This window comes from Phytoactinopolyspora limicola, assembly GCF_011320225.1.
Lineage (GTDB): Bacteria > Actinomycetota > Actinomycetes > Jiangellales > Jiangellaceae > Phytoactinopolyspora > Phytoactinopolyspora limicola.
The window spans coordinates 1-14,079 of sequence record NZ_JAAOEN010000020.1 but is presented as its reverse complement, the minus strand read 5'-3'; the positions used below and the strand labels follow the sequence as shown (position 1 = coordinate 14,079).

The 14,079-nt window shown below is 66.7% G+C and carries 13 protein-coding genes; 9 read left to right on the top strand and 4 right to left on the bottom strand.

Features of this window, described 5'->3' with window-relative positions; all coding sequences use genetic code 11:
- Positions 1-48: 48 nt before the first annotated feature.
- From G8760_RS26240 to G8760_RS26225, 4 genes are all read right to left on the bottom strand, one after another.
- A complete protein-coding gene (locus tag G8760_RS26240; protein ID WP_166355808.1) occupies positions 49-417 on the bottom strand; it encodes a hypothetical protein in 369 nt (122 codons plus the stop codon).
- Positions 418-596: 179 nt separating this feature from the next.
- The gene (locus G8760_RS26235; protein ID WP_166355807.1) at positions 597-2,273 is read right to left on the bottom strand and encodes an ABC transporter substrate-binding protein; all 1,677 of its coding nucleotides are present in this window, start codon (positions 2,271-2,273) and stop codon (positions 597-599) included.
- Positions 2,270-3,292: an ABC transporter ATP-binding protein gene (locus tag G8760_RS26230; RefSeq protein WP_166355806.1), complete on the bottom strand. Its 1,023-nt coding sequence runs from the start codon at positions 3,290-3,292 to the stop codon at positions 2,270-2,272. The genes G8760_RS26235 and G8760_RS26230 overlap by 4 nt, the downstream gene beginning before the upstream one ends.
- Positions 3,282-4,268: an ABC transporter ATP-binding protein gene (locus tag G8760_RS26225; protein ID WP_166355805.1), complete on the bottom strand. Its 987-nt coding sequence runs from the start codon at positions 4,266-4,268 to the stop codon at positions 3,282-3,284. The genes G8760_RS26230 and G8760_RS26225 overlap by 11 nt, the downstream gene beginning before the upstream one ends.
- A gap of 282 nt (positions 4,269-4,550) precedes the next feature.
- On the opposite strand from G8760_RS26225, the gene G8760_RS26220 reads away from it, so the two are divergent.
- From G8760_RS26220 to G8760_RS26180, 9 genes are all read left to right on the top strand, one after another.
- Positions 4,551-5,363, top strand: a complete 813-nt coding sequence (locus tag G8760_RS26220) for an IclR family transcriptional regulator (RefSeq protein ID WP_166355804.1) — start codon at positions 4,551-4,553, stop codon at positions 5,361-5,363.
- 14 nt (positions 5,364-5,377) lie between these two features.
- Positions 5,378-5,749: a hypothetical protein gene (locus tag G8760_RS26215; protein WP_166355803.1), complete on the top strand. Its 372-nt coding sequence runs from the start codon at positions 5,378-5,380 to the stop codon at positions 5,747-5,749.
- 131 nt (positions 5,750-5,880) lie between these two features.
- Positions 5,881-6,321: an OsmC family peroxiredoxin gene (locus G8760_RS26210; protein WP_166355802.1), complete on the top strand. Its 441-nt coding sequence runs from the start codon at positions 5,881-5,883 to the stop codon at positions 6,319-6,321.
- The gene (locus G8760_RS26205; RefSeq protein WP_166355801.1) at positions 6,318-7,031 is read left to right on the top strand and encodes a cupin domain-containing protein; all 714 of its coding nucleotides are present in this window, start codon (positions 6,318-6,320) and stop codon (positions 7,029-7,031) included. Before G8760_RS26210 ends, G8760_RS26205 begins: the two co-directional genes overlap by 4 nt.
- Positions 7,032-7,355: 324 nt before the next feature.
- A complete protein-coding gene (locus G8760_RS26200; RefSeq protein WP_166355800.1) occupies positions 7,356-8,600 on the top strand; it encodes an exo-beta-N-acetylmuramidase NamZ family protein in 1,245 nt (414 codons plus the stop codon).
- A 34-nt stretch (positions 8,601-8,634) separates the two neighbouring features.
- Entirely contained in the window at positions 8,635-9,522 is an 888-nt protein-coding gene (locus tag G8760_RS26195) for a MurR/RpiR family transcriptional regulator (RefSeq protein WP_166355799.1), read from the top strand.
- Positions 9,523-9,574: 52 nt separating this feature from the next.
- Complete coding sequence (locus tag G8760_RS26190; protein WP_166355798.1) at positions 9,575-11,302, top strand: serine hydrolase; 1,728 nt, start codon at positions 9,575-9,577, stop codon at positions 11,300-11,302.
- A gap of 29 nt (positions 11,303-11,331) precedes the next feature.
- Positions 11,332-12,003: a response regulator transcription factor gene (locus G8760_RS26185; RefSeq protein ID WP_166355797.1), complete on the top strand. Its 672-nt coding sequence runs from the start codon at positions 11,332-11,334 to the stop codon at positions 12,001-12,003.
- Complete coding sequence (locus G8760_RS26180) at positions 12,000-13,154, top strand: sensor histidine kinase (protein WP_166355796.1); 1,155 nt, start codon at positions 12,000-12,002, stop codon at positions 13,152-13,154. The genes G8760_RS26185 and G8760_RS26180 overlap by 4 nt, the downstream gene beginning before the upstream one ends.
- Positions 13,155-14,079 lie beyond the last annotated feature (925 nt).

Below are 14,079 nucleotides of genomic sequence, written 5' to 3'. Positions count from 1 at the left end.
ATCGCAACCACCCGCTCCGGCACGGCAGCCACGGCGGCGGCCACCGGGTCAGTCGAACTCGAGCCACTGATCCGGCTCCCGCGGCTCCCAGAACTCCAGGGTCACGGCGTCATGGTTGAAGAACTGATACGGATCGACCTCGCGATACGCCGCGTAGGGCCCGGACCAGTCTTTGCGCCGCTCCTTGTACGCGTCCCGGCCGGCCACCGATCGGAACTCGAACAACATGATGTAACGGCCCGTGGGGGTACGGCGATCCGTACCGAGCTCCCGGTAGTACCGCACCGACTTCCACTCCGGGAACAACTCGGCGTGATGGGTGCGGAGGAAGTCGAACCACTTGCGGATCATCTCGTGATGATCGGCTTCGGATCCGTCGGCCACGGTCCACGTCTCGACCTCGACAATGGCGCTCATCCATGTCCTTTCCTTCGATGTTCGTGATGGTGATGGGGGCGGCGGGGTGCCGCCCGCTGGTGATCGTTGTCGGTTTCCCGTCGCCAGGGCGACGGGAAACCGACAACGATCACCGGGTCTGGGGGTGCGGGTGATCTGGGTGTGCGGGTGATGAGGGCGGAGCGTGAGTGCCGGTGTGGTCACTCGGAGACGTCGACGTCCCAGAACGACGGCTGCCCGACCACCGGCAGCTCGAAGCCGCTGACCGATGTGCGCACCGCCGGCCGGTGCACGGTGTCGTAGAGGAAGATCCACGGCGCGTCTGCCGCGACGAGTTCCTGGACCCGCTGGTAGTTCGCGGTGGCGAGGTCCTCGTCGGCGGTGCTCTGCGCCTCCGCCAGCAGTTGGTCGACCTCCGCGTTGTGGTAACGGGTGAAGTTGCCGTCCGGGCCGTTGCCGGACTGGTCGGAGAACTTCGTCCACAACACCGCCCGAGGATCGGCGGTAGCCGGGTTGGTGACCCACGGATACATCACCGACTCACCGCTGGCGACGTCCTCGAGGAACTGGGAGAACGGGACCTGGCGCAACTCGAGCGTCACCCCGACGTCGGCTAGGTTGGCCTGCAAGACCTGCGCGATCTGCTTGAGGTTGGCCACGTCGACGTAGTCGGTGGTCACGGTGAACCCGTCCGGGTACCCGGCCTCCGTGAGCAGCTGACGCGCCCGGTCGACGTCACGTTCGTAGATCGTCACATCCGGGTTGAACTGAACGAACCCGGCCGGCATGGGGCCCATCATCCGGGTGCCGCTGTCACCGACGATGCTGGTCAGGATGCCGTCGTAGTCCACCGCGTAGGACAGCGCCTGCCGGACTCTGGGGTCGTCGAACGGTTCGGCGTCGTTGTTGAACACCCAATAGGTCTGGTCCGCGGCGGGAAAGACCAGCACGTCGACGTCCGGGCTGTCGTCCACGGTCGCCAGCATGTCGGCCGGGAGTTGGGCGACGATGTCCACGTCACCACGTTGAACGGCCAATTGCTGGGAGGACGCCTCGGTCCCGGCCTGGAACACTAGCGTGGCCAATCGCGCCGGACCACGCCAATACTCGTCGTAACGCTCCAACTGGACGTACTGCTTGCGTTCCCAGGCCACCATCTCGAACGGGCCGCTGCCGGCGACGTGGCTGTCCAGGTATGCCTCGGCCCAGGGGTCGTCGTCGGTGCCATGTTCTTCGACGACGGCCGGATTAACGATCGAGCCCGCGCTGAAGTACCCCATGATCTGCAGGAAACCCGCATACGGCGTGCGCAACTGCATCCGCACCGTGTGATCGTCGACAACCTCGACGTCGTTCTCCGGGTCGAGCCAATCCTTGATCAGCGTCGCCGCCCCCTGACCCACCCCCGCGACCCGCTCCAGCGAGAACTTCACCGCCTCGGCGGTCAACGGGCTCCCATCGTGAAACGTCACGCCGTCACGGAGGAAAAACGTGTAGGTGAGCCCATCGGGCGACACTTCCCAGGACTCCGCCACCGCAGGGCTGATCTCGTAGCCGTCCGACCCAACCGACACCAGTTGGTCGTAGACGTTCTGAATGACTTTGCCGGCTTCGCCGTCGGTAGCAACCGCCGGGTCCAGCGTCGGGGGTTCGTCGTACAACGCGAACGTCAACATGCGGTCGCCGACCTCGCGGTCGGTAGCCCCGTCGGTACCAGGACTCGCGTCGCTGTCCGCGTCCGCGCTCGGCTCCACACCGTCGGTGTCGGGACCGTCGTCGGCGCCGGACCCTGAACATGCCGCGATCAGTGCGGTGGCCAATACCACCGCGAAGACTTTCCCACGGGATCTGACGATCCCGGACCTCTGAGCCTTCATCGCTGTTCCTCCTGTTGTGGCACTTCCTCGTCTTCGGGGAAGTGGCAGGCGGCTGGGTGATCCGAGGGTCCGGTCAGCACCGGATGCTCGGTGACGCAACGCTCCGCGGCCTTCCAGCAGCGGGTGCGGAAATGACACCCCGACGGCGGATCGGCCGGGTCGGGCACTTCGCCCGCCAGAACGATTCGCTGAGCGGTACCGGCGCGGTCCAGCGCTGGCGCCGCGGACATCAGGGCTCGGGTGTAGGGGTGCCGCGGGTGGCTGTAGACCTCCGCGCACGGACCGGACTCGACCACGCGGCCCAGGTACATGACGGCGACGCGATCACACAGGTGTCGGACGACACCCAGGTCATGGGAGATGAACACACACGACAGACCGAGATCCCGCCGCAACGTGGCCAGCAGGTTCAAGATCTGCGCCTGAACGGAGACGTCGAGGGCGGACACGGGTTCGTCGCAGACCAGCACCCGCGGCCGCAACGCCACGGCCCGGGCGATGCCGATGCGCTGACGCTGGCCGCCGGAGAACTGATGCGGGTACCGGTCGGCGTGGCGAGGGTCCAGGCCAACCCGCTCCATCAGCTCCACCGCGGCATCGCGCCGCCGCGGTCCAGGCACCAGCCCGTCGTGGACGTACCAACCTTCGGCGATGAGATCCGCCGCCGTCATACGCGGATTGAGCGACGAGTACGGATCTTGAAAGACGAGTTGCACAGCTCGGCGTAGCACCCGGCGTTCAGCTTTGGACGCGGTGAACACGTCCCGGCCGACGAAACGGACGGTGCCAGCGGTTGGGCGGTCGAGCGCGACCAGCAGCCGGGCCAGCGTCGACTTGCCGCACCCCGACTCGCCGACCACACCCAGCGTCTCCCCCTCGTGCAACGACAGCGTGACCCCGTCGACGGCCCGGACCACAGCGCTGCGGTTACCGCGCTCGGACATCTTGTAGTGGCGAATCACCCCGGCCGCCTCCAGCACGGCTGGCTGCGTCGGGGCAGGCGAGCTGCTATCCACCATGGTGAACCTGCTCCCGCACATGGCACGCGCTATGCCGGCCTATGCTCACGAGTTCGAGCTCCGGGCGTTCGGAGTGACAACGCTCCAGCGTCCACCCGCATCGGGGATGGAACGCACACCCTTCTGGGGTCTGCTCGATGGGTGGCGGCATCCCGGGGATGGTGTCCAACCAGCCGCCCGCCGTGGCCTCACCGGGTAGGGAGCGTAGTAGTGCATCGGTGTAAGGGTGGGCGGGGCGGGCGAGCACGTCGCCGACCGGCCCGGTCTCGACGACCCGGCCCGCGTACATCACGGCGACCCGATCCGCCACCTCGGCGGCGACCGCTAGGTCGTGGGTGATCAACAGCAGCGCCATCCCGCTCTCGCTGCGCAGGTCGGCCAGCAACTGAAGGATCTGCGCCTGGACGGTCACGTCGAGCGCCGTGGTTGGTTCGTCGGCGATGAGCACGTCGGGTTCCAGCGCCACCGCGATGGCGATCATGAGCCGTTGCCGCATTCCGCCCGAGAACTGGTGTGGGTAATGGCCGTACCGCTCCCGCGGCCCGGGGATACCCACCCGGGCGAGCAGGTCCAGTGCCGACCGGCGGGCGCTGCGACGGGAGGCACCCTGGTGTACCCGGAACATCTCGGCGATCTGGAAGCCCACGGTCAGCACCGGGTTGAGCGCGGCCAGAGCATCCTGGAAAACCATGGAGATCCGAGTGCCACACATCGTGCGCCGCCGCGCAGGGTCGAGAGCGAGCAGGTCGGTGCCCTCGAAGCGGATCGCGCCAGACACCTGGGTGCGGGGAGCGGCCGGGAGCAGACCCATCACGGCCATCGCCGTGACGCTCTTGCCCGATCCGGACTCACCAACAACGGCCACACATTCTCCGCGCCGTAGATCGAGCGACACGTTGCGTACGGCCGTCGCTGGCGGCTCGGCACGGAACTGAACCTGCAGGCCGCGGATCTCGAGTAGCCCGGAACCGCTCATCCCGAGCCGGTTCCGATCCCTGTGGTTCCTCCGGTTCGCATGGATCCTCCGTTCGTGAGGCCCGACTGATCCGGGGTAAGGCTGCACGCTATTACTCCACGATGCGGATATCAATAGTTAGCGTGAAGATTTTTAGTTTCGTTGAAGAGCGAGCTATTGACCTGCATACTCAGCGCGAGTTAACGTTCACTGCCAGCAACGATCGAACAGCGTGACCGCTGCACCACCGAAAGGTATCCACAATATGGTGATCTCCGAATCCGCCAGGCGAGTGCTGGACACGTGAGCGGCTCCAGCAAACCCACCCAGGGCCGGTCGGCCAAGGCGCCGACGGACGGCCCTAAGGTGCTCGAGAAAGCCCTGCGGGTGCTCGACCTCTTCACCCGGCGAGACCCCGAGTGGCCCGTGTCCGGCATCGCCCGAGAACTCGACCTGCCATTCGCCACGGCCCACCGCATCGTGCGCACCCTGGAGTCCTTCGGCTTGTTGGCCCGAACCCGAGACCGTCGCTACCGCCTCGGCGAAGGCGCCATCAGCCTCGGACAACGGGCCACGGCGTCCTTCGATGCGATCGCCCGTCTAGTGCCGGTCCTGGAATGGCTCTGGGGGAAGACCGACGAGACCACCACCATCACGATCTTTCACCGGCGCCCGCTCGGCGCCCTGTGTGTGCGGCGGATCGAAGGCAACTATCCGCTCCGGCTCAGTCTCGACGTCGGCACCGTCAGCCCGCTGCATGCCGGCGCCTCGGCGAAAGCCTTGCTGGCCCATCTAGGCGAGGAGACGTTCACCCAGGTCACCGCTGAGCCGCTGACCCCGCACGCAGCCGGGACCATCACCGATCCAGCAACGCTCCACCGCGACCTGGAAACCATCCGCGAGCGTGGCTGGGCCTTCGACCGCGAAGAACTGTGCGACGGAGCCTGGGGGATGGCCACACCCGCACTCGGCCTGGACGACGAGCTTGTCGCAAGCATCGGCTTCGCCGCCCCGGTCATCCGCCTGACCCCAGAGCTGGAACGGCTGGGCCGCGAGTTCATCGAGGAAGCCGGGCAGCAAGCGGCCGCTGCCCTGAACCCGCGCACCGACCACTAACCGGAGGTTGCCCGATGTCCGTCGAGTTCGTCCCGCCCACCATGCCCACACCACACCGCGTGCTGCTACTCGGCGCCGCGACCGGATGGTACGACGCGTCCGACGAGGAACGCCGTGACCGCGCACTACCGCGATTCGCCGCGGTCGTCGAGGAATGGCGCCGGCTCGGCGCGCGGCCACTGGCGACGCTGGACGACGACCTGTTCATGGTGGGGCCACCGAGCGGTCCCGATTTCACTTGGTACCTGCTGTTCGAGGTCGACGACCTCGACGTCGTCGTCGCCATGATCCAGGCCGTCCGAGAGAGCGTCGACGGCGTCCGCCTCGACGAATACGTACGCTTCCAGGCCCGGATCGGCCGGCCGTTCTTCCTGCTGGAGAACTAACCGGTGTCCCTGCTGGAAAACGGACCGGTCTCCCTGCTGGAGAACTGACCCGTATTTCTGCCGAGACCCGACCGACACTCTTCTTGCTCGAACTGACCCGCACCCACCTGCACCGGCCCTTGGGAGGACACATGCACCTGCGCCGAACTTCGCGCGCGACGTGGCACGGCACCGTCGGCGACGGCGACGGCACGATGGGACTCGGGCGCGACCGCGTCATCGTCCCCTTCTCGCTCAAGAGCCGCGTCGGAGACCAACCCGCCACCAACCCCGAAGAGCTGATCGCCGCCGCACACGCTGGTTGTTATGCGATGTCGCTGACCAACGTGCTGGAAAACCACGGCACCCCACCGACCGAAGTGACCGCCGAGTCCACCGTCCACCTCGTTCAGGGTGAGGGCGGATTCTCGATACCGACGGTCGACCTCTCCTGCGACGTCGTGGTGGCCGGCGTGGACCACGACGAGCTCACCCGGCTGGCCGCCGAGGCGGAGCGGTCCTGCCCGGTGTCACAGCTCCTGGACGCCGAGATCACCCTGACTGTCCGGCTCACGGAAGGGAACGAGTCATGAGCGCTGTCCGCACCGTCGACGACGTCGCCCCCCGGTGGGACGCGGCCGGCTCCCGCGCCGTCCACGTTCTTCAAGAGGCCGCGGACGCCACCGAGCTACGCCAGGAGCACTGGCGGATCCCGCCGAAGACGTCGACGTCGGGTTCAATAGCTGGCCGGGTAGCGACGTTGTTCGTCGTCGCCGGCTCTGGAACTTTACGCCGCGGCGGCCAGACCCACCCTCTTCGTCCGGGAATCGCGGCGTACATCGCGGTCGACGAAGCCTTCGAGATCGAGGCGGGTGAGGACGGACTCGACGTCGTCACCGTCAGCTCACCGGATGCCGCCGAGATCTCCACCGGCTCCCGGCACACCACCATCGACCTCGCCGAGCAGGAGGCACGCGACGCCGTCTCCGACCGGAAGTTCCGGGTGCTGTTCGACCCGGACACCGGCTGCGCCGCGATGACCCAGTTCATCGGGTACATCCCCCCGATCCGTACCCCGCTCCACTATCACGACTATTCGGAGATGGTGTACGTCGTCGACGGCCATGGGCAGGTCGAGATCGACGGCGCTCAGTACACGATCGGGCCGGGATCGACGTTCTACCTGCCCGCCGGCTGCCACCACCTCGTGGAGAACCTCGGCACCGGCTACCTGCGGCTACTAGGGGTACTGCGGCCCGCGAGCAGCCCGGACGTCGCCCATCCAGTGCTCACGTCCCCATGATCATTGGCTTTTGACTACCGGATTCGGTAGTCAAAAGCCAATGATCATGGGGACAAGGGGGGCTGGGGTGCCGAGGGATCGGATCGCGTGCCGCAACGTGTCCAAGGACAGGTGATCGTTGCCGGTTTCGCGTCGCTATAGCGACCCAATCCGGGGTTCGATCACCTATGGTGAGCGACGCGAAACCGGCAACGATCACCCGGGGAGGGCGGCGGCCAGCCGAGCAGCTCACAACCTCCAATTGCCCAGATGAGCCGTACTCACGACTCCAAACACCCCCGTCATTGATTGACGAGAACGAATATCAATAGGTAATTTACCAACATGGTCGACCATGCGGACCCCGAGGATCTCGCCGTACATCAGCCCACCAGCACCGGCGCAGAACGGCTCCGCGCCCAGCCAGACCTGATCCGCGGCCACCGCATCGGGCTAATCACCAACTACACCGCGGTGATGCCGGACCTCTCACCCACGGTAGACGCGCTGCGCGACGCGGGCGTCCCCATCACCGCGCTGTTCGGACCGGAACACGGCGTCGGCGGCACCGTCCAGGCCGGCGAGAGCGAGTCAGCCACCCAGGATCCTGACAGCGGCCTACCCTTGTACGACACCTACCGACGTAGTGGCCGAGAACTCGACGAGGTGCTCAGAACCTCCCAAGTGGATGCCCTTGCCGTCGATCTGCAGGACATCGGCACCCGTTTCTACACCTACATATGGACGATGTATGACATGTTGGCCAGTGCTGCGCGGCTTGGTCTCCCCTTCACCATCCTTGACCGACCGAACCCGATCAGCGGCCAGGTGGCCGAAGGCCCACTACTGGAACCACCGTTCGCCAGCTTCGTCGGGCGTGCACCAATCCCGCTGCGGCACGGCCTGACCATCGGTGAGCTCGCCCGCTACCTCAACGCCACCACCGTCCCCGCCGCCGCGGGCCGGCCCGCCGACCTCACCGTGATCACGATGCACGGCTGGTCACGCAGCCACTACTTCGACAACACCGGGCTGCCGTGGGTGATGCCGTCGGTCAACATTCCCACGCTCGACTCCGCGCTGGCCTATCCCGGAACCGGGCTGTTCGAGGGCACCAACCTTTCCGAAGGCCGCGGCACCACCCGCCCATTCGAGCTGGTCGGGGCGCCCTATGTGGACGCACGCTGGGCCGCTGCCCTCAACGAGCGGAACCTCCCCGGGGTGCGTTTCCGCAGCGTCCGGTTCTCCCCGACGTTCCACAAGTACGCTGGTGAGACGCTACGCGGTGTTCAGCTACACGTCACCGACCGGAGCACCTTCGCGCCTGTGCGCACCGGCGTATCCATGCTTCAGACGCTGCGCGAGCTCTACCCTGAACAGTTCGGCTGGCGGGCCGTCAACCCCGAAGGGACCCATCCCGATTTCGTCGACCTGCTCTGGGGAAGCGACACCCTGCGGCACGTCATAGGTGATGGCATGAACCCCGAAGAGCTCCTTCTCCTGGCCGGATCCCGCGAACCAGTGGCCCCCGCCCTATGGGCCGGGACCGAAATACTCCTCTACCCTGGCTCGTCACCGACACATCCCTGACGTGCGACGGCGCGGTACAGAGCGGGAGGCGACTATGGCTACCGGAGCGAACACACGAGGGTGGTCCGGAGGCGTACGCCAACATGTCCGCGCTCTGGCACCGACCCTTCCACCAGCTGAGCGACGGGTCGCGGAAGCCATCCTCGCCGATCCGTCGTTCGTCGTCGAGAAAACCATCACCGAGGTAGCCCAGGCATGTCAGACCTCGGAGACCACCGTGGTCCGATTCTGCCGGACGGCGGGGTTCCGAGGTTATCCGGAGCTTCGTCTGGCCGTCGCCACCGAACTCGGCCGCGACCACGCCCGGCGCCCGGACGACCACGCCCCCGGCACCGATATAGGACGCGACGACTCCCTCGAAACGCTGGTGCGCAAAGTGGCGTATGCCGACACCAGGGCCATCGAAGACACCATCGACGAACTCGACCTCGACGTACTCGGCCGGGTGATCGACGCACTCGTCCATGCCCGGCGCATCAACCTCTTCGGCCTCGGCGCCAGCACCTTCGCCGCCCAAGATCTCCAACAGAAGCTGCTCCGCATCGACCGGGTCGCGCTGTTCATCAGCGACCCCCACCTCACCCTTGCGTCCACAGCTCTGCTCACCCGGGAAGACGCGACCATCGCCTTGTCCCACAGCGGTGACACCGCCGAGATCGTCGCCTACCTGCGGCACGCCCGTCAACGAGGCGCCACCACGATCGCCATCACCAACTACGCTCGGTCGCCGCTGACCACCCACGCCGACCTCGTGCTCACCACCGCCGCGCAAGAGTCGCGGTTCCGGTCCGGGGCGATGGCCAGCCGGATCGCCCAGCTCGCGGTTGTCGACTGCATCTATCTCGGGGTGGCCCAGCGCTCGTACGACGCGTCGGTCGCGGCTCTCACCTCGACGCATGGCGTCGTCCATCTCGACGTTTGACCGTCACACCGGTTCACATCACGTTCACGCGTCTCTTCATACGTTCAGTGGCATGAAGAGACAGCTCGGAACCGTCGCTATTGCGGCGACCATCCTCTCCGCGTGCACCAGCGACACCGATAATCCCGAAGACGCCGGTCCGGGCGCGCCCACCGACACGTCAGATGTCGCATCGGCCACAACCGAGGAGCACGGCTGCGACCCAGAACTTCACCAGAAGCTCGCAGCGTGGGCGGCCGCCGGATTCAGCGGGTCGTTCGTGTTCTCCACCGGCGGCGAGCTCGAGTGTGCCGCCGCGTTCGGACTGGCCGACCGCGAGCCCGACGTCCCCAACACCACCGACACCGTGTTCGGCATCGGCTCGGTCAGCAAGGCGTTCACCGCGGCGGCCATCATCGATCTCGTCGACGCCGGGGAGTTGTCGCTCGAGGATCGAGCCGGCGACGTACTACCCGATCTTGATGGACCGGTCGCCGCGGCCACGATCCACCAGTTGCTTCTGCACGTCAGCGGTCTGACCGGAGGACATAGTAGCGGCGACCACCAGCCGCTCGGGCGCGACGAGGCCGTGGCCGCTATCAGCGAACTGGAGCAGGCCTTCGAACCAGGTTCGGACTATCTGTACTCGAACGCCGGATACACGCTGCTGGCTTTGATCGTCGACGAAGTGACCGACGCGGGCTACCGCGACTACATGGCGAACCAGATCCTCCGTCTGCCCAGCGGTCAGATAGCCGGCGGCTTCTGGGATGGCGAACCGGCGGCACCCGGAGCACGCGCCGTCGGCCTTCTCGACGAAGGCTCAACCGGACACATGGGTGATTTCCACGGGCCACACTGGGCGCTGAGCGGCAACGGCGACCTGGCCATGACCGTACCCGACCTCGCGTCATGGACATATGCGCTGTTCACGGGCGGGATCGTGGCACCGGGGTCAGTGCATCTGATCGATGAGCCCGGGTTCGACCACGGCGACGGCATGGCGGAGACGCCAGGATGGGTGGCAGTCGACGCGTCGCTCCTCGGTGTGCCAGCCCTCCTGTCGGCGGGCGGTGGCGGCGACATCGGCCACGACGTCGTCGTAGCCTGGCTGCCAGACAGCGAGTCCGTACTGGCCATCGCGTCGAACACACCGGACATATCAGCCGAGGAACTCATTCAGGCGGTAGGTCCGGCGATCGCCACCGGCGAGTCGGTGCCGGTGCCAGACCACCCGGCGGGCGATACCGACCCGGCCGAACTAGAAGCTGCCGTGGGGACGTACCGGCTGGAGACCGGAGGTTCGCTGGCCGTGGCGACCCGCGACGGCAAGCTGGTGATATCCGCCACCGGCGTCGACGCCGTCGCCGCGGTGTTCCCGATGCCTCCCGGCATTCCCACCGAAGCCGTCGCGGAACATGAGGATGCCGTCCTCGCCCTCCTCGCCGGCGACACCCAGGAGGGCCGCGAGGAACGGGCGGAGATCGAAGCCGACTTCGGCCCGGTCGACCGCATCGAATTGGCCGGGACCATCTACGCCGGCGAACTACGCACCTATGTCACCGTCACCACGGAGTCTGGGCCGATCGCACTGTGGTACGCGCTGAACGAGCACGGCGGCATCGAGGCGGTCGACGAGGCGAAAGAACCACCGGCCGCGCCCTTCGTTCCCGTCGGCGACGACAGCTTCCGGCCGGACGATCCGACCGGCCGAGGCCCCGACGTGACCGTGACGTTCGACGGCGAGCGGATGACCCTGACCGGGCCGGCCGGCTCGACGAATGCCCTCAAAGCCGGTTGACCGGCGCCGGACGCTGCGACAATCTCGCCATGCGGGTTCTGCTCCTAGAAGACGACGCCGACCTCGCGGAGGTCGTGGCCATGGGTCTGCGCAATGAGTCCTACGCGGTGGACGTAGCCACGACCTACGCGGCGGCCGAGGAAGCCCTGAGGCTGACCATCTACGACGTCGCGTGCCTCGACCTCGGCCTACCCGACGGCGACGGACTCGACCTCGTCCGCCGGCTGGGGAGCGATCCGGACCTGCGCCGGCCCCGGCGGGTGTTGGTGGTCACGGCCCGCGACGCCGTCGCGGATCGGGTCGCCGGCCTGGACTCCGGCGCGGACGACTACCTCGTCAAGCCCTTCGAGTTCGCCGAACTGACAGCCAGACTGCGGGCCCTGGCCCGCCGCGCCGACGAAGCCGGGGCAACGCTCAACACTGGCGACCTCACCCTCGATCTCGCTACCCGCCGTGCATGGCGCGGCGGCGTCGAACTCCGGCTCACCGCCAGGGAGTTCTCGCTCCTGCGTTTCTTCATGCACCATCCCGGTCGAGTACTCTCGGCCGAAGAGCTGCTCGAACACGTCTGGGATGCCAACGCCGACCCATTCACCACGTCGGTCCGGGTCATCCTCAGCAGGCTGCGCAAGAAACTCGGAGATCCACCACCGATCGTGACGATCACCGGTGCCGGCTACCGGCTCGGGGAGCCGTCGTGACGGAGCACACTACCGGCAGCTGGCGGCGACCGTTGCGTCTGAGTCGCCGATCGCCGCGTCCGAGCTGGCGGTCGCTACGCCTGGGCTGGCGATCGCTGCGAGTACGCCTCGCCGTGCTCGGCTTTCTGGCTAGCTACGTTCCCGTCCTCTTGCTGTTCAGCGTCGTCATCGTCACTGAGAACGAAACCACCGAGTCCGGCGACAACGGCGCCGTCGAGATCGAGATCGTCGCCGAGCCGGTGGCGTCCAGTTCACCCTGGGTGCTGGCCACCGTGATCGGCCTCGCACCCGTAGCGGCCGTCAGTGCATGGTGGCTGGCCGGCCGGGCGGTACGGCCGATCGACCACATCCGCCGGGTCGCGGAGGACATCGAGGCATCCGACCTGAGCCGGCGGATCGCACTAGATCGTGGGCCCGACGAGATCATGGCGCTCGCGGCCAGCTTCGACGCGATGCTCGACCGGCTCGACCTCGCCGCCGACACCCAACGGCGGCTGATCGAGGAGACCAGCCACGAGCTGCGCACGCCGTTGTCCGTCCTCACGACCAACGCCGACGTTCTACTGGCCCATCCGGATCCGACGCTGGACGTCTACCGGGATGGCCTGCAACGATCCAAATCGGCTGCGATGCGGCTGCGCGACACGATCGACGAACTCTTGATCGACGCCCGGGGTCGGGCCCAGACGATCGATCGCCGACCAACCGACCTGGCCCAGCTGGTCGCAGACCTCGTCGAGGAGTGGCATGTGTTGGCCGCCGCGGGCCACGTGCGGTTGGCGCTGAGGGCGCCTGAACCAGCTGAGTGCTCGATCGATGAGACCACCGTTCGACGCGCCGTCGCGAACCTGATCGACAACGCCATCAAACATGCCCCGGCGGAGTCCGTCGTCGATATCGAGGTGGACGTCACCGCTGCTCAGGTCGCCGTCATGGTCAGCGATGCCGGTCCGGGGATCGCCGCTGACGATCAGGAACGGATTTTCGAGCGGTTCTGGCACGGGTCACATGATGGCGGAGGCACCGGCTTGGGGCTGCCAATCGCCCGGCACATCGCCCGCGCCCACGGCGGCGACCTCACGCTCACGTCGCCATCCGCGAGCGGTCTGGGCAGCTCGTTCACCCTCCACCTCCCCCGCTTTGTCACCTGATCTCCGTTTGTGCGCCTGATCTTTTTCCAGGCGGCGATCAGGTGTGCCAACCGCGGGCGATGGCCGACCGGGGTGCATCTGATCGCGTCCCGTGATGTGGACGCGCGGCGATCAGATGCATGAACGCAACCTCTCGGCTGGTTGATGCATCTGATCGTTGGTGCCCGTTGATGTCCGCCGGCTCTTTGTAGGCCGTTCACCGTGCACGTGCTCGTCCGTTGCGCGGGCATGTTGCCGACGACGGCGAAGGCCGTGCTGTGGCGGTGTTGAGCCGAGTAAGGACAGATCTCCGGTGTTTCATCGCGCACTTCGCTACCGCCAGATGGCGTTAAGAGCCGGATTCGGGCTTGAACGCCATCGGGCGGTAGCGCAGTGCGGGGCTGGGCGGCACGGTCCTCGCAGGGGGGACGCGTGGTGAGTGTCCGGGCCACCCTAAGGAGGCTTACTGTGGCATTCGCCCCGGGCACGAGGACGCTGACTGTCGTCAGAGCGACCGTAAGGTGACTGACTGCGCACAGCGCTGTGCCGTGAGGAAGCTTGTTGCGCCTAGGCGGGGGTGGGTGTTGCCACAAATGTATGCCGACACCGACGTCAGCGACGGGTGCGGCGGACGCGATGGGTGCGCGATCGAGTCGGGTCCGGAAGGCAGCCACCAAGTCGGGGCCGGGCTGCCCACCACCGTGATAACCGGCGCCCCGGGTGCTGACAGCTGACGGTGATGCTTGTCCATCGATGGTGAACAGACACGGCGAGGTCGACGCCCTGACGATCAGATGTACGCCTTGCTACCGCGAACGTTGTCCTGTTTCGGGACATCGCTGACAGTTGATGTCTCGGGACATCGCTGACACCTGAATTGTTGTGGACTGTGTGTTCATGACGGGGAGAGTGGCAGCGATGGATATCAGGATGGCCGCGGCGTTGG

Bases quoted from the DNA above. Each gene is read 5' to 3' on its own strand.
- G8760_RS26240 (WP_166355808.1), bottom strand. From the start codon at position 417: ATGAGCGCCATTGTCGAGGTCGAGACGTGGACCGTGGCCGACGGATCC.
- G8760_RS26235 (WP_166355807.1), bottom strand. From the start codon at position 2,273: ATGAAGGCTCAGAGGTCCGGGATCGTCAGATCCCGTGGGAAAGTCTTC.
- G8760_RS26230 (WP_166355806.1), bottom strand. From the start codon at position 3,292: ATGGTGGATAGCAGCTCGCCTGCCCCGACGCAGCCAGCCGTGCTGGAG.
- G8760_RS26225 (WP_166355805.1), bottom strand. From the start codon at position 4,268: ATGAGCGGTTCCGGGCTACTCGAGATCCGCGGCCTGCAGGTTCAGTTC.
- G8760_RS26215 (WP_166355803.1), top strand. From the start codon at position 5,378: ATGTCCGTCGAGTTCGTCCCGCCCACCATGCCCACACCACACCGCGTG.
- G8760_RS26210 (WP_166355802.1), top strand. From the start codon at position 5,881: ATGCACCTGCGCCGAACTTCGCGCGCGACGTGGCACGGCACCGTCGGC.
- G8760_RS26205 (WP_166355801.1), top strand. From the start codon at position 6,318: ATGAGCGCTGTCCGCACCGTCGACGACGTCGCCCCCCGGTGGGACGCG.
- G8760_RS26200 (WP_166355800.1), top strand. From the start codon at position 7,356: ATGGTCGACCATGCGGACCCCGAGGATCTCGCCGTACATCAGCCCACC.
- G8760_RS26195 (WP_166355799.1), top strand. From the start codon at position 8,635: ATGGCTACCGGAGCGAACACACGAGGGTGGTCCGGAGGCGTACGCCAA.
- G8760_RS26190 (WP_166355798.1), top strand. From the start codon at position 9,575: ATGAAGAGACAGCTCGGAACCGTCGCTATTGCGGCGACCATCCTCTCC.
- G8760_RS26185 (WP_166355797.1), top strand. From the start codon at position 11,332: ATGCGGGTTCTGCTCCTAGAAGACGACGCCGACCTCGCGGAGGTCGTG.